The 25,337-nt window shown below is 60.5% G+C and carries 18 protein-coding genes; 15 read left to right on the top strand and 3 right to left on the bottom strand.

The features are described 5' to 3' along the window. Nucleotides 1-50 precede the first annotated feature (50 nt). The 8 genes from AC24R4_RS00670 (at nt 51) to AC24R4_RS00705 (ending at nt 13,239) form a co-directional block, all read left to right on the top strand. Nucleotides 51-701 carry a hypothetical protein gene (locus AC24R4_RS00670; protein WP_487521944.1) on the top strand — a complete coding sequence of 217 codons (651 nt, stop codon included), beginning with the start codon at nt 51-53 and terminating at the stop codon, nt 699-701. 1,337 nt (nt 702-2,038) lie between these two features. Further along, nucleotides 2,039-4,015, top strand: coding sequence for a site-specific integrase (locus AC24R4_RS00675; protein WP_487521945.1), 1,977 nt, complete (start codon nt 2,039-2,041; stop codon nt 4,013-4,015). Between the two features lie 1,165 nt (nt 4,016-5,180). Then, nucleotides 5,181-6,500: a hypothetical protein gene (locus AC24R4_RS00680; RefSeq protein WP_487521947.1), complete on the top strand. Its 1,320-nt coding sequence runs from the start codon at nt 5,181-5,183 to the stop codon at nt 6,498-6,500. A gap of 129 nt (nt 6,501-6,629) precedes the next feature. Further along, entirely contained in the window at nt 6,630-7,562 is a 933-nt protein-coding gene (locus AC24R4_RS00685; RefSeq protein ID WP_487521948.1) for a hypothetical protein, read from the top strand. A 2-nt stretch (nt 7,563-7,564) separates the two neighbouring features. Further along, a complete protein-coding gene (locus AC24R4_RS00690) occupies nt 7,565-8,170 on the top strand; it encodes a hypothetical protein (protein ID WP_487521949.1) in 606 nt (201 codons plus the stop codon). Next, a complete protein-coding gene (locus AC24R4_RS00695; protein ID WP_487521950.1) occupies nt 8,167-8,907 on the top strand; it encodes a hypothetical protein in 741 nt (246 codons plus the stop codon). Before AC24R4_RS00690 ends, AC24R4_RS00695 begins: the two co-directional genes overlap by 4 nt. A 57-nt stretch (nt 8,908-8,964) precedes the next feature. After that, nucleotides 8,965-11,484, top strand: coding sequence for a hypothetical protein (locus AC24R4_RS00700; RefSeq protein ID WP_487521951.1), 2,520 nt, complete (start codon nt 8,965-8,967; stop codon nt 11,482-11,484). Between the two features lie 984 nt (nt 11,485-12,468). Beyond that, the gene (locus AC24R4_RS00705; protein WP_487521952.1) at nt 12,469-13,239 is read left to right on the top strand and encodes an AraC family transcriptional regulator; all 771 of its coding nucleotides are present in this window, start codon (nt 12,469-12,471) and stop codon (nt 13,237-13,239) included. A 55-nt stretch (nt 13,240-13,294) separates the two neighbouring features. Here the strand turns inward: AC24R4_RS00705 and ycaC are convergent, their stop codons facing one another. After that, entirely contained in the window at nt 13,295-13,918 is a 624-nt protein-coding gene (gene ycaC / locus AC24R4_RS00710) for an isochorismate family cysteine hydrolase YcaC (RefSeq protein ID WP_066741837.1), read from the bottom strand. A gap of 173 nt (nt 13,919-14,091) precedes the next feature. Between ycaC and AC24R4_RS00715 the strand changes: the two genes are divergently transcribed. Next, nucleotides 14,092-14,985, top strand: a complete 894-nt coding sequence (locus AC24R4_RS00715; RefSeq protein WP_487521953.1) for a LysR substrate-binding domain-containing protein — start codon at nt 14,092-14,094, stop codon at nt 14,983-14,985. 27 nt (nt 14,986-15,012) lie between these two features. Here AC24R4_RS00715 and AC24R4_RS00720 read toward each other — a convergent pair whose 3' ends face one another. Both AC24R4_RS00720 and AC24R4_RS00725 read right to left on the bottom strand, forming a co-directional pair. After that, a complete protein-coding gene (locus AC24R4_RS00720; protein ID WP_487521954.1) occupies nt 15,013-16,329 on the bottom strand; it encodes an MFS transporter in 1,317 nt (438 codons plus the stop codon). A gap of 215 nt (nt 16,330-16,544) precedes the next feature. Then, a complete protein-coding gene (locus AC24R4_RS00725) occupies nt 16,545-17,306 on the bottom strand; it encodes a TerC family protein (protein ID WP_400396078.1) in 762 nt (253 codons plus the stop codon). A 246-nt stretch (nt 17,307-17,552) separates the two neighbouring features. On the opposite strand from AC24R4_RS00725, the gene AC24R4_RS00730 reads away from it, so the two are divergent. The 6 genes from AC24R4_RS00730 (at nt 17,553) to frc (AC24R4_RS00755) (ending at nt 25,320) form a co-directional block, all read left to right on the top strand. Further along, nucleotides 17,553-18,569, top strand: coding sequence for a 2-dehydropantoate 2-reductase (locus AC24R4_RS00730; RefSeq protein WP_400396076.1), 1,017 nt, complete (start codon nt 17,553-17,555; stop codon nt 18,567-18,569). A gap of 226 nt (nt 18,570-18,795) precedes the next feature. Then, the gene (locus tag AC24R4_RS00735; protein ID WP_400396074.1) at nt 18,796-19,515 is read left to right on the top strand and encodes a GntR family transcriptional regulator; all 720 of its coding nucleotides are present in this window, start codon (nt 18,796-18,798) and stop codon (nt 19,513-19,515) included. Nucleotides 19,516-19,814: 299 nt separating this feature from the next. After that, nucleotides 19,815-21,062: a formyl-CoA transferase gene (gene frc, locus AC24R4_RS00740; protein ID WP_153948532.1), complete on the top strand. Its 1,248-nt coding sequence runs from the start codon at nt 19,815-19,817 to the stop codon at nt 21,060-21,062. 111 nt (nt 21,063-21,173) lie between these two features. Further along, a complete protein-coding gene (locus AC24R4_RS00745) occupies nt 21,174-21,956 on the top strand; it encodes a fumarylacetoacetate hydrolase family protein (protein ID WP_487521955.1) in 783 nt (260 codons plus the stop codon). Between the two features lie 331 nt (nt 21,957-22,287). Next, a complete protein-coding gene (oxc, locus tag AC24R4_RS00750) occupies nt 22,288-24,021 on the top strand; it encodes an oxalyl-CoA decarboxylase (protein ID WP_487521956.1) in 1,734 nt (577 codons plus the stop codon). A gap of 48 nt (nt 24,022-24,069) precedes the next feature. Beyond that, nucleotides 24,070-25,320, top strand: a complete 1,251-nt coding sequence (gene frc / locus AC24R4_RS00755; RefSeq protein WP_487521957.1) for a formyl-CoA transferase — start codon at nt 24,070-24,072, stop codon at nt 25,318-25,320. The last annotated feature ends 17 nt before the right edge of the window (nt 25,321-25,337 follow it).

Genomic DNA, 25,337 nt, shown 5'->3' on the forward strand with positions numbered 1-25,337 from the left:
TTCAAGTTCGACACGCCAGCTTCCAATGCTAGCTTCGCTGGAGTTTTTCTATGGGTGTGCGCTATTGCTGTTTCATTGCCATTTCAAACCTGGCTAGAACCCCCGACCCTCTTCGCTTCAACAAATCGCTGTTGGCAGAGCAGTGCTCCACTGTCGCAGTGGTCGCGCCGAGTTCGTATCCGCAGCTCGCAGAGGGTTTGCTCCCTGAGGCTGCCTACGAATTCGAGCCGAGCAGCAGGGAGATGTTTTGCTACGACGACGGCAATAATCCGTGGTTCTATAACTACTGCCGAAAGCTCACGGTCCTGATTTCTCCAGGGAAGCCACTGGAAGGTCGCAGGACTCCTGCAGAATGGTTCAAAGCAGTGGCCGCTTTGGTCGAAGACGAAGACAAGTATCCGGAGACCGGCGGACGCGGCCCGTTCTGGGAGTTGTTCCGTTACGGCATGACCGGCGTTACGTTCGGTCCGGTGGTCTGCGCGAAGCTGGTCGCTGACTTCGACGCGTGGGAGGAGGCTGTCAAGTCGGTGGGTGAAGACAAGTTCTATGAATATCACACGGAGCTTCGCCGGTGCTTTGCCCATGCAGGCGAGAGCGGCATGGTGGTCTTTCCATTCAGGTGGAACTTCTGGTTGGATGACCTTCCTCCCTATGGCGAGCCGGTGTTCGGCCTCGACCAGGAGGGTGAGCAGCTTATCTGATGCGATAGCGGCTCAGCTTCTTCTAGCGGGCGCCCTCTGTGGCGCTTTTTATTGTCCGCCGAGGGGAGATGCACCAGGCGCCGCGCGGGCTTCTCAACGGCGAGCCGCAAGGATAGCCGGAGTGGATTGTGCGGGTGTCGCGACTACCGCATCGCACACGTCGCAGGCAGCGACCAGGATGTCTTTCGCTGGACCTTTTCCGTCGCTGAACGTAAGGTCCCGGCGGACAAACGTTGTGCTGACGAGCTTAGCGCAATACGGACAGATGGCTGCGCTCTTGTCGCCTTCCTGAAAAAGTCTTGTTTCCATAGAGCAGAAACTCTGTCGTGAAATGCCTTCCCAGAGTAGACCCGAGCCGTCGACCCGTGTTTCCCCGGTGGGCTGAGCCTCTCGGACCTAGGCGCCAAATTTCGGGAGCGCAAGACGGGCATTGTACTCAACGCGCCAGTCTTCAAAATTGTTCCTTCGCATCTCGGGTGGTACATCTACGTTTGCTCGGAGAATTTCTGCAAGCGAAGGAGCCAACGCCGAGAAAGCGTCGGCTAGTAGGCAGCAACGACTAATGATGATGGAGACGCCTCGTGCCGCGCCCCAGGCTACCAGTGCACCCGGACTGACAGAGCGGTCGCCATCGAAATAGAGCTGCGATGTTGGGGACGAATTCCAAGAGGTAGCGTCCAACCAAACTCCGATATCGTCGCCGAGCGGTGTGTCCAAATCCTCGACACGCACGCAGATGCCTCTGTGCGTGTCGAGCACCAAGACAGTCACGCCGTCGGGGCTCCATTCGCTAAGCGGCTTGGAGAACAGCAGGTACGATCCGCTTCGTTCGAGGTCTGGTAACTCTTCATAGGTAGTGGAGCGGAACAGGTCACCCCTGCGTGTCTGACGCCTAGCCCTCGATGGCATGTCGACTCTCCCTATGTTTCATCGAGCAAAGGCGCAGACCGCCGCATTGTCAAGAAAGGTGATAGCGCTAAAAAAATTCTCTCACCTTCGTCATATGCGTCTACGGGCGCTCACGGAGGTACCAAAGTCCGTGCAGGTGCAGTCGATCATTGCTTCGTAGAGCCACAGGCACGCCAGAGATTTGAGGACATGAGTTGCCGGAAGCGGTGCAATTCTGCCGCTTACCGACTCCACGCGGCTGCCAGAGGGCAGCGCGAATATCCCGTGGCCGAAAGTCGCACCGAATTTTTCAAAAATGAGTGCAAGATAAGCGGCCTTATTTTGTACTCTAAAAAGGCCGACGCCAAAGGCCGACTGCTGCAGCGCTCTTTCCCCGTAGCCCTCGACTTGTCCCGCCGTGCCAGAGCCATCACAGCAAGGAGGGCGCTATGTCGTCGGATGCTCAAAGCGGTCGTTTGGAGGCTGGCTCAAGGAGCATGGGCAACCAGGGCGTGAAGCCGAGCGCGCGCACCATCACACGGCAGCGGTTGCATCGGGGCCATTTCGCTTACTTCCGAGGGATCGTCCAGGGCCTCGCTCCTCGAGCGCTGTGGGAGCGCTACCTCCCAGACGCTGCCAGTGCCGAAGATACCCAGCAAGTCCACCGCATGGGTGGCTGGATTCGCAAGGCGTTGGTGGCAGCTGCTGCCCGCGGTGGCGACTTCGCGCGGGCCCGGTTACTCCGCCTTGACCTGGCGCCGCCGGACGAAGGCTTGCTGCCGGATCTCGAGGACTTCTCCACAGACAAAGGACTCAGCGAATTCAGTGAGTCGGAACAGCTTCAGGCCTACGAAGCGGCATTCGGCTCCGTGCTGACGCGCCAACGCCGTCGCTCTCGGATGCTCGCCAGGCAACTGGATGCGATTTCGGAACTGGAAGCGCAGATGGCATGGCCAGCCCGTCGGGAAGACGGGGTCGAGGCGTGGCTGGTGGACTCCCTGGCGCAACGGCTCATTGACCTGGGTTTGCCTACGCTCGGTGCGCTGCATAGCCGAGTTGCCATGGGCGGCATCTGGTGGAGCGGCCTGCGCGGTATCGGAGCGACCAAGTCAGCGGCTCTGGAGCAGTTCCTCAGGGAGCACGCCGCGACACTAGGGCCACTGCCTTCTATATATGAGGGCGAAGCGGAGGGCGCCCCAGAGTCGGAGGTCAGTGACGCGCAAGCAGTGTCGCCCTGGATGCCTGGTGGTCGACTCATGCTCCCTTCAGACCTGGACGGCAGTCAGGGACAATTCCGCGGATCGCGCGCGCAGTGCCTGATTGGTGCCAATACGGATGCGGAAGCTGTGGCAGCCTGGGTCGCGGCCAAGGGAAAGTCCGTGCCGCGCCGAGCAAAGGGGCAGCGCGAAGGCGTCCGTGCGCTCACCTGCACACAGCTGGCCTACCGTCGGGAAGGCGAGCGCCTTTTGTTGTGGGCCGTCCTCGAGCGCCGTAAGCCGCTGTCGTCTCTCACCCTGGAAGACGCCGTCGCCTATCGGGATTTCCTGCTCGCGCCGCCGCCGACATGGTGTGGCAGACCAGCGCAACCGCGCTGGAAAGGGACTTGGCGCCCCCTCACGGGAGCTTTGTCGCCGCGCTCCTGCGTCCAAGCTCTAAGCATCGTGGCCAACCTATTCGCCTTCCTGGTCAACCAGGGCTACCTCATCGGCAATCCGTGGCGTGGCGTCTCCCCACCGTGTGAAGTGGAACGGGGGCCTGACGTTCGACGAGGCTTCACCCACGCGCAGTGGCAGTTTTTGAGCGAGCAACTCGAAGCGCTACCGCGGGGCATAGCTTCCACGCGTTTGCAAGTTGCCCTGCATCTCCTGCATGACACGGGTTTGCGGATTGCGGAACTGACCGGGGCGAGATGCGATGACCTCACATGGGAGAGTCTGGTCAGGCCAAGGGCAGCCCCGGTAGAAGGCTGGTGGCTGTCCGTCATGGGGAAGGGCGGCAAACTCCGGCGGGTGCCAGTGTCGACGCAGTGGGTTGCCAGGCTGTCCGTTTACCTCATGGGCCGAGGCCTGTCACCCGACCCGCGCCAGGCGGGAAGCGCGGCGATTGTTGGGACGCTAACCGGCGCTGCGTCTGGAGAGATTGAGGATGGCGTCTCGGCAAGCAGCCTACATCGACAACTTAAGCGCTTCTTTCGGCATAGTGCCGCCTTGCTGTCCCTGAACGATCCGGTCGCGGCGGCATCGCTATGCCGGGCGAGCTGTCACTGGATGCGCCACACCCACGTGAGCCATGCCCTGGATGCGGGGGTACCAGTGCAGATTGTTCAGCAATGTGTCGGCCATGCGTCACTCGACACGACTACGCGCTACGTCAGAACGGAGGACGCGGTGATGCATGTTGCACTGCGGGAAATGTGGGGGCAGTGAGGCGATTTCGGACGCCGCAATGAGCATCGAAGCGATAAATTGGAAGCGCACAGTTCCGTTCTGGGGAAGAATAAGCGCTCCGGCAAAGTTATTTAAGATGCTGCTGTAGATTGACAGGGTAGCATTTTAATTTGATACGGTTTCATATTAAATGCGGAGCATGTCGAGCACGCCCGTTCGAAAATCGAAGATCTTCACCAACATGCGGTCTGAAAATTGCTTCGAATATCTTGAGGATTCGTCCACGATTTAAATTTTCTGCATCGCAACGTTGGTGGACGATAATCCATTCCGAAGAGACAAATTAAAAGCGGCACTGCTTTCACAGTGCCGCTCGGTGTTCTAGGCTGTATGAAAATTCAAACAGGAGCCGAAAATGATCGCCAACTAGTTCTGCATGCCTCGGGTCCACCAACTCAAGGTACTGCGCATAGCCGCCTACCACTTCGCTTCCCTCTGGGAAGCGTTGCTGGACTTCCCATGCCCAAAGTATTGGGCAGGATCGTCGGTAGGTCAAGCACTCCTTTTGCGCGTATTCGCATTTTTAGCGGAGTAGCTCAATGCCGACTATCGGTCACAAAATTCGTACGCTTCATTTTCCGCCCCCATTTGTTCGAGTATCTGACGTCGTCAATACACAATCCGAACCGGAGGGCGATAAACCGCAATGCGCCCGACACTGTGTGCAGCGCAGCGAAATTCCGGGCGATATTAGCCGTTTAGGAAAAGCTTTCGAGCTTCCAAGCACACGGCACGCCCGCACCGGCAATTCCGTTTCGGAGGGGCGAGTCAGGGTCCCAAATCAGCCGTGTCTTGCTAGGAACGGTCGTGTCGCGTCTGCCATGCACCGCCGCCTTGGTGCACGACTTTCCATCGTTCCAACGCCCGGCAAAGAATATGTGGTGCTAACCATTTGTTCGGGTCGGCGGCGATTACGCGGCCGGGCAGCGGACCCGTCTGCGTATCGGCAGCCGAATCCGAAGGATGCTGCGGCGTGGGTGATCTTCGACGCACCTCCGGGGCACCTTCAGGCCGATCTCTTCGCCTTCCTGTGCAAAACCTTCGATGGCCATTTCGGGAGCCACGCGAGGTGGGCGCTATAGGCATAACCCCCCGCAACCCGCCCGTCGCTGTTGCGGTGATCTTATCGGAAAGGAACGTTGATATGTCAAGCGCGCTTGCAATACGGCATGCCAGGAGTATTAAGGAGGCGATCTCGGCCGGAGATCTTCGGATACTCCATCAGGACTTGGCCTTCCTTCTCTCCGGGCTCGGGGACATACCGGACGGCCCCGAGGGCTTTGAGATGGCCTTGCAAAGAAAATTTGATCTGGAGGATGAGTCCGAAAGCGACGGTAGCAACAAGCCAAGGAAGGCAAGCCGACAACTAGCCCCATTGGAGCAAGCGCTTTTGACGCGACGCTTTACCTTCTGCCCCACGGCGATAGAGGTATGTATTGCTCTAATGCTGGTCCGTGAAGTCTGGCTGACGTACGCGGCTATGGGGCGCACTCTCGCAGAGTATCTCCGCGAATACTCCAGGCGATTGGCGCTAGTCCATGCCGTCGACGGGACGGCTAGCGTTGCATTGCCACGTTCGCAAGTCGGCAGGGCTATGTTGATCACCGCGCCCACAACAATGCGCATCGGAACAATGCTATTGGCCGTTGCGCAGTATGTCGGTCGTGTGCATCTTCACACCACAGTCAAGGACTTCGACACCTTGAACAATGCGCTGGTGCGTGAGTTGCCAGTGAAGATTTGGAAGGTCCCCGTCATCCTCGTGTCGTTGGAAGTCGAATTCGATGAAAAGGACATGTATGTAGCCTTTCTTAAAGGGCTGGATGATGCGGCAGGCTCAACGCTCGCTCAGGATGACAAGGCTCATCGTTACAGGTGGCAGGTCCTTGGCCAGCATTTCCTAAATGCCAATGCAGCTGTAATCGCAGTTCACGGGTTGTGCCGAGTCCACCGTTTTTGTCCCGTTGGCGTCTTGTGGGACCGTCTTCTATACCTCCAAAGCTTGGGTTTCTACATCGTCGTTTGCTCGACCTCCGCTATAGAGGACTTGCCAAGAGATAGCGCGTTCCGCCAGCTGTTTATCGAGCGGCCGTGGCAGGTGGACTCCCTCGACATAGCCTTGTCGGAGAAAACTGCGGTCCACTACTGGGACCGTCTCAAAACGGGAAAGCCGATGCCTTCGAACCTTCCCAGGCTGGTGGAAGAACTTCTCGGTCAGCGTGACTGGATTGACCTGGCAATGGATAAGCTGATCGAGCGTGTTGTCGGTCACGGTGAAGATCCTGAGTCGGCTGTCACTGCTGTCCAGCTTGAAGTGCTGGCCGACGTTCAGGAACCGCGCGATCATCTTGCGCGCAGCATGGCAGGCGAGAAGTTTTCACTGGAGGTGTTGCAGGAGTGGCGTGACTATTTGGTCTTCCCCATGACGGGGGCGAAAACACGGGATTCACGCGCAGCCTCTTGATAGTTACGCGGGTCTCGCGCCCCCAAAACTGCTGCCGCTACGCTGAGGCAATTTTGGGACCTGCGTGCAGTGCCTGCTGCCATTCTTGCTTCCGCAACAGCTGCGAATGCACGCTCATCGTCGATTTCCATGACTACGTACGTCCCGCCTCTATTTTCTTTGCTGCCGCTCCACGACGAGGAAAACGCTGGATTTTTCATTCGCCAAATGCTGTTGAGGTATCCGGGGAAGATCGAGGGCGTACTTATCGCGTGGGAAAAGCTTGCTCGGTCGCCGTTATTGCCACATGGCCTGCGACCGGCATTGGCGCCGTTCGCTAGGGAGCTTCCCGGGCCGGTTGAGATGGCTCTGAAACATACGGAGTTGAGATTTCGGGTTCTTTCGTTGTCGGAGACCCAGGCGTCCCTCTTGTCGAAAGATGTCATTGAGGGGGACAACACTCGCGCCGGCTGGCGCGTTGGTGGCGCCCATACGGACGCATCTCGATATCTTTCACCTGCATCCTGCCTAGAGTGCCTTGAGCAGCAAAGAAAATCAGGACGTACGTACTATCGCGTGAAGGACGCCATTCCCGGATACGACGTGTGCGTTGAGCACGAAGAGATCATGTCCGATTGTTGTCCAGGATGCGCAAAGGTGCCGGGGCCACATCACTTTGAGCATGTCCCGCAGGTCAAATGCAAGTGCGGCGGTCGGCGTGTCGTGCGGAAGTTGCGCTACTCCAAAGAAATCGCTCTCGGAATCTCCGCAGACATAGAGGCTCTGCTCGGCGGTTGTCTGGACAGGTACCCTGAAGAGCTACTTCTCAAACAGATCCAACATCGTGCAACGAAACTCGGGTTGTATGGCAACCACGATGCAAAAAAGGTTGCCGAATTCCTTGATGACCATCACGTCTCTGAGCAATTCAATCGGCTAGGAGCGTTCTTTTCTCCAGAGCCGATCGGACATGTCATCCAAGGGCGCACCTTGCACCCGAATCCTGGCGCCAACCTCGTATGTATTCGCGCTCTGTTCGGCTCACTATCAGGCCTTGTCGATGCCCTCGAGTCTATGGAGTAAACATGAAACGGTCATCTTCCGATCTTCCCTATTATGTGGAAATAGACGCTCCAGACAACGAGCGACTTGACGCCATTCAGCGCGTGCTGGAGTACGTCGTCCATCATAGAAAATTCGTTCGCCAGGCAGACTTGTCCACCCAATGGACTCACGAACTCGCTTACTTCATTCTCCATCGCGAGCCATGGCTTCTACAGCAAGTTCGCGAAGGGTGGGAGTCGAATGGAAAGGGTTTCGGTGCAATGGACATATCTGACCAAGGAAAAGCTGATGAACTGAAGGTCCGTGTGGCGGAGCTGAAGAAAGACCCATTTCATCCGCGCCGCACGCGGTCGTTTCTTTTGCGGGGTATTATGTCCAGCAACACGTTTAGAGATCATGCGAAAGATCTACCTATTTTCTCGCAGACCTTGAATTCCCAGTGCGAGGAGCCTGTCGAATTTTATCATAGAATTTATTTAGGGGTCGTTGCGAATGTTCCAGAGATTCTCCTGCCTGGGATGCCTCGTTCTGGAAAGTATATTAGCCACCTTAGCCAAGATAAAGTGCGTGAGTTGCTCACAGATATCGGCGTGAAAATTATCAATGGACACGTGAGATCCATATGACTAACGCCCTTAGCTTTCAGAACTTCGCCGAAAATTGCGTGATTCGGCCCCGCATAGTGCAAGCCGAGGTTGATATTTTTGGCGCAAAAACGGGACCGTCGTACAGACACGACGATCATGTGCATAGCCACGCTTTGAGGCTAATGGCTTGGCTTCCGAACATTCGCGGTGGCGAGGTGGCAGCGATTCGCGGTGCAGACGCCTGGAGGATGATCTTTGTTCTGCTTGCCTGTCCGTATGGCATCGATTGGCGAACCCAAGTTCCAGTCTACTTTACAGAAGCTTCACGTCGAGCGGGAATACCGAGTTTGATTTTGGAGTTTGTGCTAACTGTAGAATTGAAGAGCAGGCCGGGACTTGCTCATTTGCATGTTATTCACACTAAACCGATTTGCGAGAGAAAACTCCTTCGACTTCAGAGCCTTGGAGTGACGACGGAGATGGTGACTGGCTTTCCCCGACAGATGCGGTTGAACTCCATGTGGTGCTATGCCAGGCTGTGTGGCCATCAGATAGAAAACATTGATTTCCCGGCTCGCTGTCTAGCGGACTATCTCAACCGCAGTACGGCGCATGGAACATTGAGACGCCGGCTATGGTTGGCAAGGTCTAGGGTAAGTATCCGGAATTTCGAGGAAGATAAATACAGGATCTTCGCTGCTGCCGTAGTTTTTGGGTATGTGTTTGTTGATCATAATTTCAAGCTGGATATTGATGCGGAGCTCCATCTAAACTAGTACGAAACTGCGCTACAAGTTGCATTTCTTCTGTGAAAATCGTGTTCGGAGAGAAAAATGAGTCCTATGAATTCTACTCCTTTTTCTATGGTAAAAATTGTAGATCAGAGAGGGAAAGAGTGGATATACCGTAGGGTGCCGATCAGCAGGGAGGGAGGCGAGTACGCGTTGTTCAAAATGGGCCAGAATGCCGATCTCAACCAGCACTTTACACGGTCGTCATCGGAGGCCAACGAAGCTGATTCAATTGAAGACACGGTGCGAACACCGCGGATGAACTCGTATCGACAATGGGAAGACGAGATCAAGGCGCGACGCGTATTGGGGGAGGAAATCTCACCGGAAGAGGCGCGCTGGTCTGAGCCGCTTACAGCAAAGGAATCGGCCTCAATGGACGCGAAATGGATATGGATTGCCCATCTTTTTGAAGGGCGTTCCACGATACATGGTCGTCCTGCGGCGGATTTCTTCTTCGATAAGGATTGGCAGCAGAGTGTATTTAAGTTGATTGCAGAGACGCATCGGGTCAAGACACGAGATGTAAAATTTGCCTACTTTCTTTGTGTAACAAATGGTGGGGATAAGGCTGCGCTTCTTTCACGACGTGCTGAATTTTCAGGGGCGAAGGGGAAAGGCCGGCCTGCAAAACCCGGTGCAGGACGAGCAGGCGCACCACAGCCCGATAACGTCTTATACAGACGTAACCCTGCGATAAGGGAGGGCATGAGTGAGGGAAGGCGAGTAAATTTTCGCAAGCTCGTAGAGGATATCATAAGGTCGTCCTGGGATGATGAAAGAAAGGAGATTGACCTTGCGAAAGTATTCGATATCCTTGTGGAAAATCCCGCGAGGTTTTGCGAGAAATTTGCGGAGAAATATTTTCGTCCTGATCAGACAAAGGAGGAAAAGAATAATCGCGAAAGTCCGGAGATGCTCAAGTATTATCTAAGAGATCTGGCGAGGAATGGACTAAATGCCTTAATCGTTGATATTCAAAGGGAGGTTCGACGGGAAAAGGGGCTGAGTCCCGATAAAAATCCAAAGAAGTTGTATGTGCCTACGGAGTCTCCGGGTGATATGAGTGGGAGTGTGTTTGAGGTAGCGCAGCTGGATGGGAAGGTATTCAGCAAAATTATGATCGTTGCACGTGATCCAGAGACGGGAAGTTATGTTGACATAAACTTTGCAAGGGCAATTTTGGCGTGCGGGCAGGATCCAGATTTCATACTTGGGTGGTATGTGACCGCTTTTGAAGAAAATGGAACCGCATATCGGTACTGTCTTTATAATCTTTTTTCTGACAAACGCAGACGCCTTCTGCAGCTTGGAATGAACCCGGAGTCGTATCCCGGTATATTGCCTGGATTCGCCCACGAGGCCATATTTGACAGAGGTCCGGCAAGGGGAAAGAAAGTTGCATTGTTGCTTCCTCGCGCGATCGCTCTCGCCACTGCGCTAACGTTCCCATATACGCCTCAGCACAAGGGTGGAATTGAAGGAACGAATGGTCGAATCCAGAAGGAATTGTACAGGGCGCTTGATATTAATGAGGAAGTCAAGGAAGCCGTGGAAGAAGAGTGCAGTGGCCTTTCGAGTGGATTTTATACAATAGAAAAACTGAATAAGGCACGTCAGAAAAGGCGAGAAAAGAAAGACGGGGCCGGATACATCAGAATGGAATTGAGAACTTTCGAAATACTCCTTGTTGAGTGCATCAATAAGCTTAATTTGAAGCGGGAGAAGTCGATTCTTAGCCACAGCCGCAGTGACATTTTGACGCAAGTCGAAGGAACGCGGGCTGAGCTATACAAGAAAAAGTTCGATAAGCAGATCGAGATGGACGGCCCTAAACGAAAGGGCGCGCGGGACATGCAATTAATGATGTTGGAAGTAAAACCCGTAGCTGTTAAAAGTCTTAAGGCGACCTATAAACGAAGGACATTCGGCGCTTTCGCGGGCGACAGATCTTCTGAGGCAATTGAGCTCGTGGAATACATGAAAGATTGGCCAAAGCGGAAGATCCTTGGCCAACTGGCGCCGGAAGAGATCTCTAAGAAAGGCCATCCGCAAATCTTAGTAACACTTCCACCATATGATTCAGGTCTTATGTGGTTGCGACCGGGGCCGGAAAGGAAATGGGTGGAGCTCCCGGAAACTCTCAATGCGCAGAACACGTTTGGAAGTGGGACGGATGCAGCGGAAGCAGCAATGATTCGAAAGGTCTTCAATCGAACCTCGGCGGAAAATAAACGTAGGGATCCTGTGCTTACTTCCGCGGAAGCTACGGATGCAGCCCGGCAAGACAATCATGCGGCTCGCGAGGCGAAGTCTTGGGAGGCGCCACCCGATGCGAAGGCGCGAGCAACGAAATATCAGGCTAAGGAAGAGGCTAAGGATCGTTATGCAGATGCAGCGAGAGATGCAGGTCTGCCTGGCCCTAACGGCGCCACTGACAGAGCGCCCGTGACTGCAAAGCTACCGATAGGGACGGCCGCAGACAGAGTTGCCACGCAGCGCATTCTAGACCGAATACTCAGGCGTAAGTCTAGCGCCGATCCTGGCAATGATGCCCCCTAACTTGCGCCCTGGTGTTTCCGCGACAGTCGCCCATTGGGAATGTTTGCTGCGCAAGCAGAGTCCGATGGTAGTCGGTTCGGAAGCTCGGTCATTTAGTCCCACACTCTCCTACCTGTGGATACGTCTGGTTTTGGTTCTTCACGGCATCCGTCAGATTGCAAAGGGCCGTCTCGGCATCAGGCTTGGGCATATGGCGACTTAGTTGCATGGCAACGCGTCCATTCTGTCAGTCAGTAGGTCCCGCTTGCTTCTTCGTGACGCTTTAGCACACCGCACCGAGACTTCGCAGACTCGCTTCACAAGGCGTCCCACGTCAATGAGATGGGCGGGCAATCTAATTTTGGGAGTGCATCATTTGTGAGACGCGCGCTGAATCGACTCTCCGTGGTCTTCCTGACGTAGTAGCCGAGGAAATCGCTGGTGTGCGTAGGTTGGTTGCGACGCCCGTAGGACTTCTTCTACGAGACTCACTTCCAATAGACTGCGATTCGGGTACAGCTTGCGCTACAGAAAGCAATGATTCGGGCGCCATCCCGGCGCGCCGTTATCGACACTGTCTTGCCCGGTTCGCAACTCTCGCGTACCACCGGAAACCTCTCACCTGGCGATCCCCGGCGCTGGCGCTTTGGCCCAATCAACGCCTTCATTAGTTGGGCTTTCCATTACGCCTACGTATGCCTACTTGCTCTGGAAAGTGGTGTTTTGCATGCGAAGAGTCAAGGGCGCTCCGCACGTCGTTTCTTTGCAGTACCCGCACGCTGGTGCCGGATGGATGATCCATGCCAGCGCCTTTTGCAGAACTTTGTTTTTTTGGAGAAGCTTCCGAAGAAAGGTCGAAAGTTTGGGCCCAGCTCGACCTTTTTTCGGGGTTTTTGCAAAACTCTGAAAACCCGGAAAGTCGCATGGACATTGACTTTTAAGGAAACGGAACCTCGGCGTCGGGCAGGTTTGCAGAACTTTGTTCTTGTTGGACACATGTGTCCGATGCGCAATATTTCGCTCGATAGCGTCGATGCCAGCCCATGTGCCGCGCTGGCCATCGGCACCGACTACGCCTTTGGCACGCTGCTGGACACGCACAGCCACCGCCGCGCGCAATTCCTGTACGGCATGACGGGCCTGATGGAGGTCGGGACGGAGGAGGGCGCGTGGGTCGTGCCGCCCTACACGGGCGTGTGGATTCCCGCGCGGAAGCCGCATCGGGTCCGCATGAACGGCGTCAGCACGCGCAGCGTCTACGTCCTGCCCGACGCCGCGCCGCGCCGCGGCCCCGCTTGCGAGGTGCTGGTGGTCAGCCCGCTGCTGCATGCGCTGCTGCTGGCCTCGGCCGATGTGCCGGCCCGCTACGCGGCCGACAGCCGCGATGGCGCGCTGATGCAGTTGATCCTGTTCGAACTGGCGCAGGCGCCCACCTTGCCGCTGTTCGCGCCGATCCCGCGCGACCCGGATCTGGCGCGGCTCTGCACCGGACTCCTGGCCCGGCCCGACATCCGGGCGTCGGCCGATGACTGGGCCCGCCAGCTCCACCGCAGCCCGCGCACGTTCGCGCGCTTTTTCCAGCAGCAAACGGGCATGCCATTTGGCGCGTGGCGCCAGCAGGCATGCCTGATGGCCGCGCTGTCCCGGCTGTCCGCCGGCACGCCCGTCACCGAGGTGGCCCTCGATCTCGGATATGACAGCCCCAGTGCATTCTCGACGATGTTCCGCAAGGCACTGGGCGCGCCGCCATCGTCGTTTCTCCACGCAGCGCGCTAACGCCGCACCGGCGAACGGTGCGGCGGGGCGTCTTGTGCGGGATGTTGCGGCCCGCTTACTTCGCCGACATGACCTTGAAGCTGGTCATCAGGTTGCGGTAGTCGGGAATGTGGTTGGCGAACAGCGTGCCAAGCCCTTCGATGTCGTTGCGCCAGTCGCGGTGCAACTCGCAGGCCACGCCGAACCACGTCATCATCTGGGCGCCCGCATGGGCCATGCGATGCCACGCCGCGTCGCGCGTGATCGGATCGAACGTGCCCGATGCATCGCCCACGACGAACACGTCGAAGCCTTCGGCCAGGGCCGACAGCGCCGGAAAGGCGACGCAGACCTCGGTGACCACGCCGGCGATGATCAGTTGCTTCTTGCCGGTCGCCTTGACCGCCTTCACGAAGTCTTCGTTGTCCCAGGCGTTGATCTGACCGGGACGCGGAATATACGGTGCTTCCGGAAACTGGGCCTTCAGCTCGGGCACCAGCGGGCCGTTGGGGCCGGTTTCGAAGCTGGTGGTCAGGATGGTCGGCAGCTTGAAGTACTTGGCCAGGTCGGCCAGCGCCAGGACATTATTCTTGAACTTGTCCGGGTCGATGTCGCGCACCAGCGAAAGCAGACCGGCCTGGTGGTCCACCAGCAGTACGGCTGCGTCATTCTTGTCCAGGCGCTTGTAGGACGTTGTCATGGCTATCTCCTTGCACGGATGGGGTCACGCGTCTCGCAGACGCGTTGTTGGAAGCGTCGGCCGCTCCGGCGTCATCGCGATGACGGCACCGGAGCGTGGAGCCATCATAGGTTCGCGGAAACCGGCGCAGTAGTGCCGTAAGATGCCGTCTGTGTTCTATGGGAGGAACAGTCGTGGACGACCTCAACGACCTCTACTACTTCGTCAAGGTGGTCGACCATGGCGGGTTCACCCAGGCGGGCCTGGCGCTGGGGGCGCCGAAGTCAAAGCTCAGCCGGCGCATCGCGGCGCTGGAGGCCCGGTATGGCGTCAGGCTGCTGCAGCGATCGACGCGGCACTTCTCGGTCACGGAAACCGGGCGCGAATTCTACGAACGCTGTATCGGCGTGCTGGTCGAGGCCGAAGCGGCGCGCGAGGTCATGGAGCGCGAGCGTTCCGAGCCGCAGGGCATCGTGCGCATGACCTGCCCGACGACGTTGCTCGAATACCGCGTGGCCGGACTGGTGGCGCAGTTCATGCTGGCCTATCCGAAGGTGCAGGTGCATCTGGAGGCCACCAACCGCCGCGTGGACGTGATCGGCGAACGGCTGGACCTGGCGCTGCGCGTGCGCTTTCCGCCGTTGGAAAATAGCGACCTGGTCATGCGCGTGCTGTCGGAGAGCCACCAGCGGCTGGTGGCGTGCCCCGCCCTGATGGAAGGCCGCGCACCGCTACGCAATCCCGCCGAGCTGGCAGGCCTGCCCAGCCTCGACTGGGGCCCGCCGCGCAGCCACGTCTGGCAGCTGATCGGCCCCGAAGGGCAATCGGCCGAAGTCCGGCACCAGCCCCGTTATGTCACCGACGACATGAGCGCGCTGCGCAAGGCGGCGCAGACCGGCGTCGGCATCGTGCAGTTGCCTTGCATGGTGGTGGAGGATGACCTGCGCAACGGCACGCTGATCGATGTGCTGCCCGGCTGGGCGCCGAGAGGCGGCATCATCCACGCGGTATTTCCGTCGCGCCGGGGGTTGATGCCGAACGTGCGGCTGCTGATCGACTACTTCGCCACCCACATCTACAAGGAATAGCGGCCCCGGCGGATGGCCGCCGCCCGCCTAGTCGAGCGCGCGATTGCGCGATTCGACGTTGACGGCGCCGACCGCCAGCGCGGCCGTGGCGAGCATGGCCGAGATCATCGCCAGGGCCAGCGTGAAATGTGTGGACATGACCGGCGCGATGACCGCCGGAGCGAACAGGCCGCCGAAACGTGCCACGGCGCCCGCCGTGCCCATGCCCGTGGCGCGCAGGTTGGTGGGGTAGACCTCGGGCGTGAACGCGTACAGCGCGCCCCAGGTGCCCAGCAGCGCGAAGCTCATCAGCAGTGTGGACCCGACCACCACCACGGGCGCCGTGCCCAGGCTATAGAACATGCAACCCACGGCGCTGAGCAGCAGGAAGCCGATCAGCGTCGGCTTGCGGCCCCATCGCTCCACGCCATAGGCCGCCAGTGCGTAGCCCGGCAACTGCACCAGCGCCAGGATCACCAGGAAGGCCTGGCCGCGCATGAAGGCAAAGCCGGCACCGCTGAGACGAATCGGCAGGTAGACGAACACCGCGTAGTAGGCCACCGAGATCAGCAGCCAGGCGGCGAACAGCGCCACGGTGCGGCGCCGGAAGGCGGCCGTGAACAGCGTGAACACCGACTGGCGCTCGGTGCGTTCGGATTGCAGCGTGGGGATGGTCACCTTGCGGCCGTTGGTCTGGGCCACGCGTTCCAGCACCTGCCGGGCCTGCTCGGACTTGCCGTTGCGGTTCAGGAACAGCGGCGATTCCGGCACATACATGCGCGGGATCAGGCCCACCAGCGCGGGGATGCCGGTCACGAAAAAGATGATGCGCCAGGCGTCATCGCCATAGGCCGCGGCGGCCAGCGCCAGCAGGGCCAGGCAGATCGTGCCCAGCGCCCAGAACGATTCCAGCAGCACCAGCCAGCGGCCGCGACGGTCGCGGGGCAGGAATTCGGCCAGCATCGTGTAGTCCACCGGCAGCGTGCCGCCCACGCCGATGCCGGTCAGCAGGCGCAGCACCATCAGCCAGCCCAGGCTCGGGGCAAACGCGGAAGCGACGCCGCAGGCCGCGTCGATGACCACGGCCAGCATCAGCGCCGGGCGCCGGCCGACGCGGTCGGCGATGCGGCCAAAGCAGAACGCCCCGATCAGCATGCCGATGAAGAACGTGGTGCCGGTCTGCAGTGCCTGCGGCACCGGCACGCCGAAGGTGGTGGCGATGGACGGGGCGCTGAAGCCGATGGACAGCACCTGCATTGCATCGGCCATCCACACCAGCCCGAATATCACGAAGAGCCGGTACTGGAATTTACCGACACCAGCGGTCCGGATGGCGTCTTCAAAGCTGATCTGCAAGGTCGACATGCTGGCAAGGGTCCGTGCGACAAGGGAATGGGGCGGGGTGGCAGGCCGGCCGGCGGTCCGGGAGGCCCGGTCCGGCTGCCACGCTGGCGGCATTCTAACTTGGCGCGGTCGTGCCGATGGCGATGCCGCCCGGGGGCCGGCATCCATGCCGGCTGGCGGAGGCCGCGCGGCCCCAGCACCCGCAGCGCAATGGCCGACTCCAGGCCCGGCAGCCCTCAGTCATGCGCGGCCACCTTGCCGCTGGCCTTCGCCCGCCGGCGCCGCGCCAGCATGTTGAGCCCTTCCACGGCGGTCGAGAACGCCATCGCCGTATAGATATAGCCCTTGGGCACATGATGGCCCAGCCCGTCTGCAATCAGCGTCATGCCGATCATGATCAGGAAGGCCAGCGCCAGCATCACGATGGTGGGATTGCGATGGATGAAGTTTGCCAGCGGCGTGGCGGCGAACAGCATCACGGTCACGGCGGCAATTACGGCCACGAACATGATCGGAATGTGATCTGTCATGCCTACTGCGGTGATGATGCTGTCGATCGAGAAAACGAGGTCCAGCACCAGGATCTGTCCGATGGCGGCCGCAAAGCCCGGCGCGGCGCGGGCCACGGCCGATTCGTCCGCGTGTTCGGCCTCGGGCGCCACATGCTCGTGGATCTCGCGCGTGGCTTTCCAGACCAGAAAGGCGCCCCCGGCAATCAGGATGATGTCCCGCCAGGAAATACCCTTGCCCAGGACGGTGAACACCGGTTCGGTCAGCGCCACGATCACGGCAATGGTGGCCAGCAGCCCCAGGCGCAGGATCAGCGCCAGGCCGATACCGATGCGGCGCGCCTTTTCCCGGTTCTGCTCGGGGAGCTTGTTGGTGAGGATGGAAATAAAGATCAGGTTGTCGATGCCCAGCACGATTTCCATGGCAACCAGTGTGGCCAGGGCGGCCCAGGCGGACGGGTCGCGTGCCAGTTCGAGCAGTGTTTCCATGCGGACTCCAGTTCTCCGTGACAGTGGAAGAGGGCCGGGAAGCGGAATGGCGGCCCGCAAGCGGACAACGAGGGACATGGTAGTACACACCCCGCACGCGGCGATACCGGTACAGCGTGCGTGGCCCAACTGAGTGAAAGAACGAGGTTGTCGAACGGCGATTGTGAAATATAGTATGTGATATACCAACCGATCCGCATCATCCCGCATCATCCCATCACAATCACCACAATCAGGAGACAACCGATGAAGATTTGTATCTATGGGGCAGGCGCCATTGGTGGCTACATGGGCGCCCAGCTGGCGCTGGCGGGCGCCGACGTCAGCTTTATTGCCCGCGGGCCGCATCTGGCGGCCATGCAGGCCCATGGTGTGCGCTTGCAGATCGAAGGCGAGGAGCGGGTGGCCAAGGTCCGCTGCACCAGCGACCCGCGCGAGCTGGGCCCGCAAGATTACGTTTTCATCACTTTGAAGGCGCACCAGGTGCCGGGCGTGGTGGATTTGATGCAGCCGCTGCTGGGGCCGGAGACAGCGGTGGTGACGGGCGTCAACGGCATTCCCTACTGGTATTTCCACAAGCACGGCGGCGAATTCGCCGGGCGCACGCTGGAAAGCGTGGACCCGGGCGGCAAGCAGTGGCAAGGCCTGGGGCCCGAGCGCGCTATCGGCTGCGTGCTGTACCCGGCGGCCGAAATCGTGGCGCCGGGCGTCATCAAGCACGTCTATGGCAAGAAGTTTCCGATTGGCGAGCCCGACGGCACCCGCTCGGACCGCGTCACGCGACTGTCAGAGATGATGGCCAAGGCGGATCTCGATGCCCCGGTGCGCGACAACATCCGTGACGAGATCTGGCTGAAGCTCTGGGGCAACCTGTGCTTCAACCCGATCAGCGCGCTGACGCATGGCACGCTGGATATCATCACGTCCGACCCCGCCACGCGCGCCTTGTCCAAACAGATGATGCTCGAAGCCAAGGACATCGCCGAGCGGTTCGGCGTTCACTTCCGGGTGGACGTGGAGCGACGGATCGACGGCGCGGGCGCGGTGGGCGCGCACAAGACGTCGATGCTGCAGGATCTGGAGGCGGGCAGGGCCATGGAGATCGACCCGCTGCTGACCGTCGTGCAGGAGATGGGCCGGATGATCGGCCAGCCCACGCCGATGATCGACGCGGTGCTGGGCCTGATCAAGCAGCGCGACCGGATGGCCCGGGCGGCGGTGGCAGGCAGCGCCGAGCCGGTCCGGGTCGCCAAGGCGGCCTGAAGCCGGGCGGTGGAGCGAGGGCAATGACCTTCGGCAGTGCCGTCGATGTGATATACCATATACGAAAGGCCGGACCGTCCCTTGCGTCACAATGTGGTGTGAAGTGCGCCAGATTGATGAGCAAAACGCATGGCGCCATGCCAAACTGGCGCCATGACGTTCACGGTACGGGTGCCACCGGACGCCAGACTGGCGTCCGGGGCACCGGCCACTGACGAGTGCATTCATGTCTGCCCAAAGCCAACCCGAAATCCAGCCGCAAGGGCTGTCCCTGTCGCTGCAACCCATCAATGCCGGCGCCAGCCTGCGCGACCAAGCGTATGCGATGCTGCGCCAGGCCATTGCCGACGCCGATATCTACCAGTCACGCGAGGAAGTCCGGCTCGACGAGCGCGTGCTGTCCGAAGCCCTGGGCGTCAGCCGAACGCCGATCCGCGAGGCCATGACACTCCTGGAGCAGGAAGGCTTCCTGCGCACGGTGCCGCGCCGGGGCATCTATATCACCCGCAAGACCAAGCGGGAAATCGTCGAGATGATCCAGGTCTGGGCCGCGCTGGAGAGCATGGCCGCCCGCCTGGCAACCAAGAACGCCACCGACGAGGAGATCGGCAAGCTGCGCCATATGTTCGACAGCTTCCGCGACTCCACGCCGGCCGAGCATATCGAGGAATATTCCGACGCCAATATCGTGTTCCACCAGGCGATCGTGCAGTTGTCGAAGTCGCAGATCATCATGGACCAGATCAAGAACATCTTTGTCCATGTGCGCGCGATTCGGAAAATGACGATCTCGCAGAGCGACCGCGCGGCGCGTTCCATCGTCGATCACCTGCGGATTATCGAGGCGCTGGAAAAGCGGGACACGGAACTGGCCGAACGGCTCGTGCGCCAGCATTCGCTCGACCTGGCCGACTACGTGGAAAAACACTGCGATTTCCTCGACTGACCTGACGTTGACGTGACCTGATCTTCCGTCGGCTGGGCCGGGCACCTCGGCCCGCCCATTGTCGGAAAGGCCATACACGCCGTGGTCGCGTGACCTGACCGCATCATCCCGAACCCCAACCGCCTCACGGCGTGTTGGGGTTTTTTGTTATGCCGGCCCGGCGCAAATCGGCGGCGAGATTGCGCCTGCTGCGATGCAGCATCGAAACCTCCTGAATTCGGGTTTAAACCCCCTTGCGTCTTCGTGATATACCACATACTGTATGTCAACAGAGCAAAACACAAATCAGGAGACGCACCATGGCCGACACCCACAACGAACGCAAAGCCCTCGACGGTATTCGCATTCTGGACATGACACACGTGCAGGCCGGTCCCTCGGCCACGCAGTTGATGGCCTGGATGGGTGCCGACGTGATCAAGGTCGAAATGCCGGGCCGCGGCGACATCACGCGCAGCCAGCTGCGCGACGTGCCGAACGCCGACAGCCTGTACTTCACCATGCTGAACAGCAACAAGCGCAGCCTGACGCTCAATATGAAGACGCCCGAAGGCAAGGCGCTGCTCGAAGACCTGATCCAGCAGAGCGACGTGCTGATCGAAAATTTCGGTCCGGGTGTGCTGGCGCGCGCCGGATTCGACTGGGACCATATCCAGGACCTGAATCCGCGCATGATCTACGCGTCGATCAAGGGCTTCGGTCCCGGCCCGTACCAGGATTGCAAGGCGTATGAGAACGTGGCCCAGTGCATGGGCGGTTCCGCATCGACGACCGGCGAGGCCGCCGGCATGCCAACGGTGACTGGCGCGCAGATTGGCGACTCCGGCACGGGCGTGCACTGCGTGGTCGGCATCCTGGCCGCGCTGCTGCAGCGCGAGCATTCGGGACGCGGCCAGCGGGTGGAGGTTGCCATGCAGGACGCCGTGCTGAACCTGTGCCGCGTGAAGCTGCGCGACCAGCAGCGCCTGGATGCCGGTCCGCTGCGCGAGTATCCCAACGAACAGTTCGACGACCACGTGCCGCGTGCCGGCAACGCGTCGGGCGGCGGCCAGCCCGGTGCTGCGCTGCGCTGCGCCCCGGGCGGTCCGAACGACTATGTCTACGTCATCATCCAGCCGCAGGGCTGGGAACCGCTGATGCGCCTGTGCCGCCGCGAAGACCTGATCACCGATCCGGAATTCGCCACGCCGGAAGTGCGCCTGAAAAAGCTCACCGCCTGCTTCGGCATCATCGAGCAATGGACCATGGGCCGCACCAAGTTCGAGGTGATGAACGCGCTCAACGAGGTGGACGTGCCGTGCGGCCCGATCCTGTCGATGAAGGACCTGATCGAGGACAAGTCGCTGTACGAGCGCGGCTACCTGGTGGAACTGGAACATCCGACGCGCGGCAAGTACGTGCAGCTTGGCTCGCCGATCACGCTGTCCGATTCGCCGGTGCGCGTCGAGCGTTCGCCGCTGCTGGGCGAGCACACCGACGAGATCCTGGAATGGCTGGGGCGTTCGCCGGCACAGATTGCGGCGTTGCGCGTGGCCGGAGCGGTCTGACCCGAGGCGCCCGCCACGACGGGCGTCTGTCTCGACGGCCCCCCGGAGGGGCTCCGAAGTCCGAACAAAGCGCAGGCGCGGCATTGACCCGCCTGCCGGAGGAACGCTGCCGTGCAAACCTGGATTCGCTTCCGCCGTCCCGACGGCGACACCGCTTACGGCCGTCTCGACGATGGCGATGCCGACCGCGTCATCGAATGCGATGGGCCTGGCTATACCGAACCCCGTCCCACTGGCAACACCTACAGCTACGCCTCGCTGGATCTGCTGGCCCCATGCGAGCCCGGCAAGATCGTGGCGCTGTGGAACAACTTTCACGCGCTGGCCGCCCGGCTGGAGAAGTCGGTGCCGGTGCATCCGCTGTTCCTGCTGAAACCGGCCAGTTCGCTGGCAGGCCCCGGCGATGCCATCCGTCGCCCGGCCGGATACACCGGCAAGATCGCCTACGAAGGCGAGCTTGGCATCGTTATCGGCCGCGAATGCCGCAATGTGCCGCTGGGCGAAGCCGCCGCGCACATCTTTGGCTACACCATCGTCAATGACGTCACGGCCGGCGAGCTGCTCAATGCCGATCCGAACTTCCCGCAGTGGACACGCGCCAAGGGGTCCGACACCTTCGGCTGCATCGGTCCGGCCATCGTCACCGGCTTTGACTGGCGTAGCGCCAGCGTGGTGACGCGGCTGGACGGTGCCGAACGTCAGAACTACCCGCTGTCCGACATCGTTTTTTCGCCAGAGGAACAGGTCAGCCGGCTGTCGCAGGACATGACGCTGATGCCGGGCGATGTGATCGCCGTCGGCACGTCGATCGGGGTCGGGTCGATGAAGGACGGTTCGGTGGTGGAGGTGTCGATCCGCGGGATCGGCTCGCTCGTCAACCATATGCGCGGCTGACCCGGCTCGAAGTCAGTCGGACAGAGTAAGGCGGGCATGCCCGCGCAGGACGTCGGGCAGGTCCGCAGGGATCGGTAATTTCCCTTTACTTGCATCTAATTTTCACGAAATGCTGCGGTGCACCGACGAAAGTTCGTCGAAACAGCGGGAATTTACTTGCCGATCTTTGATATATCACATACCGTATTTCAGCGTCATCGAGTACAGGGAAGCGCGAGAAAGGAGACACCGCTCCGTCTTGTCCGAAGCAGCAGGCGAAACGCGGGCGCGCGCTGAAGACACCCTGAAGAAGAAAGTCCAATCCCGTCAATTTGCATAGAAGGAAGCAACCATGGCAGAAGTCGGAAACGAACTGCAGCGTCACGCTGCAGAAGAACAGCAGGCACAGACCGATGGTTTCCATCTGGTCATCGACGCGCTGAAGCTGAACGGCATCGAGAACATCTACGGCCTGCCTGGCATTCCGGTCACCGATCTGGCCCGCCTGGCGCAGGCCAACGGCATGCGCGTCATCAGCTTCCGCCATGAGCAGAACGCCGGCAACGCCGCGGCGATTGCCGGTTTCCTGACGCAAAAGCCGGGCGTTTGCCTGACCGTGTCGGCGCCGGGCTTCCTGAACGGGCTCACCGCGCTGGCGAACGCCACCACCAACTGCTTCCCGATGATCCTGATCAGCGGGTCGAGCGAGCGCGAGATCGTCGACCTGCAGCAGGGTGACTACGAAGAAATGGACCAGTTGGCGATCGCCCGCCCGCACGCCAAGGCTGCCTTCCGCGTGCTGCACGCCGAAGACATCGGCGTCGGTGTGGCCCGCGCCATCCGCGCCGCCGTGTCGGGCCGCCCGGGCGGTGTGTACCTGGACCTGCCGGCCAAGCTGCTGGCCCAGTCGATGGAAGCCGAGAAGGGCCGCAAGTCGCTGATCAAGGTCGTGGACCCGGCCCCGCGCCAGCTGCCGGCGCCGGATGCGATCGACCGCGCCGTCGAACTGCTCAAGGGCGCCAAGCGTCCGCTGATCCTGCTGGGCAAGGGCGCCGCCTACGCCCGCGCCGATGCCGACATCCGCGCGCTGGTCGAGAAGACCGGCATTCCGTACCTGCCCATGTCGATGGCCAAGGGGCTGATCCCCGATACGCACCCGCAGTCGGCGTCGGCCGCGCGTTCGTATGTGCTGGCGGAAGCCGATGTGGTGCTGCTGGTCGGCGCCCGCCTGAACTGGCTGCTGTCGCACGGCAAGGGCAAGACCTGGGGCAAGCCGAAGCAGTTCATCCAGATCGATATCTCGCCGACCGAAATGGACAGCAACGTGGCCATCGCCGCGCCGGTCGTGGGCGACATTGGCTCCTGCGTGTCGGCACTGCTGGGCAAGATCGGCAACGACTTTGCCAAGCCGGGCGCGGAGTGGATTGGCGCGGTGGACGAACGCAAGGAAAAGAACCTGGCGAAGATGGCCGAGACGCTGGCCAGGGAGACCACGCCGATGAACTTCCACGGCGCGCTGCGCGTGCTGAAGGACGTCGTCAAGGCCAACCCGGGCATCTCTTTCGTCAACGAAGGCGCCAACACGCTGGACTACGCCCGCGCCGTGATCGACATGTACGAGCCGCGCAAGCGCCTGGACGTGGGCACCTGGGGCGTGATGGGCGTGGGCATGGGCTACGCGGTGGCGGCGGCGGTGGAAACCGGCAAGCCGGTCCTGGCGGTGTGCGGCGATAGCGCCTTTGGCTTCTCGGGCATGGAAGTCGAGACGATCTGCCGCTACAACCTGCCGATCTGCGTCGTGGTGTTCAACAACAACGGCGTCTACAAGGGCATCGACAAGAACCCGACCGGCGGCGCGGACCCGGCCGTCACGATGTTCGTGCCGGGCGCGCGCTACGACAAGATGATGGAAGCGTTCGGCGGCGTCGGCCACAACGTCACCACACCGGCGGCGCTCGAAGCCGCGGTGAACGAGGCGCTGCGATCGGGCAAGCCCACGCTGATCAACGCCGTCATCGATCCGGCAGCCGGCACCGAGAGCGGCCGCCTGACCAACCTGAATCCCCAGAGCTCGGCCAGCAAGTAACCCACCCGACCCCCGAATTTCACCCTCTATTCCAATAGGAGAGCGAACGTGAATCTTCCACTGAACGGCATCAAGATCATCGACTTCACGCATGTCCAGGCCGGCCCCGCCTGCACCCAACTTCTCGCATGGTTCGGCGCGGACGTCATCAAGGTGGAGCGCCCGGGCTCGGGCGACGTGACCCGCACGCAGCTGCGCGACCAGCCCGACGCCGACGCGCTGTACTTCACGATGCTCAACAGCAACAAGCGTTCGCTGACGCTGGACACCAAGAAGCCGGAAGGCAAGAAGATCCTGGAGCAGCTGATCCGCGAATCGGACGTGCTGGTCGAGAACTTCGGCCCGGGCGCGCTGGACCGCATGGGCTTCTCGTGGGACCGCATCAGGGAACTGAACCCGATGATGATCGTGGCATCGGTGAAGGGCTTCAGCGACGGCCACCACTATGAAGACCTGAAGGTTTACGAGAACGTGGCGCAGTGCGCCGGCGGTGCCGCGTCGACGACCGGCTTCTGGGATGGCCCGCCGACCGTGTCGGCCGCCGCCCTGGGCGATTCGAACACCGGCATGCACCTGGCCATCGGCATCCTGACCGCGATCATCGGCCGCCAGCAGACCGGCAAGGGCCAGAAGGTAGCCGTGTCGATGCAGGACGCCGTGCTGAACCTGTGCCGCGTGAAGCTGCGCGACCAGCAGCGCCTGGACGCCCTGGGCTACCTGGAAGAGTATCCCCAGTACCCGCATGGCACGTTCAGCGACGTGGTGCCGCGTGGCGGCAACGCCGGCGGTGGCGGCCAGCCGGGCTGGGTGCTGAAGTGCAAGGGCTGGGAAACCGATCCCAACGCCTATATCTACTTTACCGTCCAGGGCCACGCCTGGGAGCCGATCTGCAAGGCACTGGGCCGGGAAGAGTGGATCGACGATCCGAACTACAACACGGCCAAGGCCCGCCAGCCGCACATCTTCGAGATCTTCAACACCATCGAGGAATGGCTTGCCGACAAGACCAAGTACGAGGCGGTGGACATCCTGCGCAAGTTCGACATTCCGTGCTCGCCGGTGCTGTCGATGAAGGAAATCGCGGCCGACGAGTCGCTGCGCAAGAGCGGGTCGATCGTGGAAGTGCCGCACAAGCAGCGTGGCACGTACCTGACCGTGGGCAGCCCGATCAAGTTCTCGGACCTGAAGCCGGAAATCACGGGTTCGCCGCTGCTGGGCGAGCACAGCGAGGAAGTGTTGTCCGGCCTGGGCTACAGCACCGAGGAGATCGCCCGTCTGCGCGAAGCGCAGGTGATCTGAGCAGGACGCCAGCATTG

It is taken from the genome of Cupriavidus sp. CER-90, from assembly GCF_057652055.1.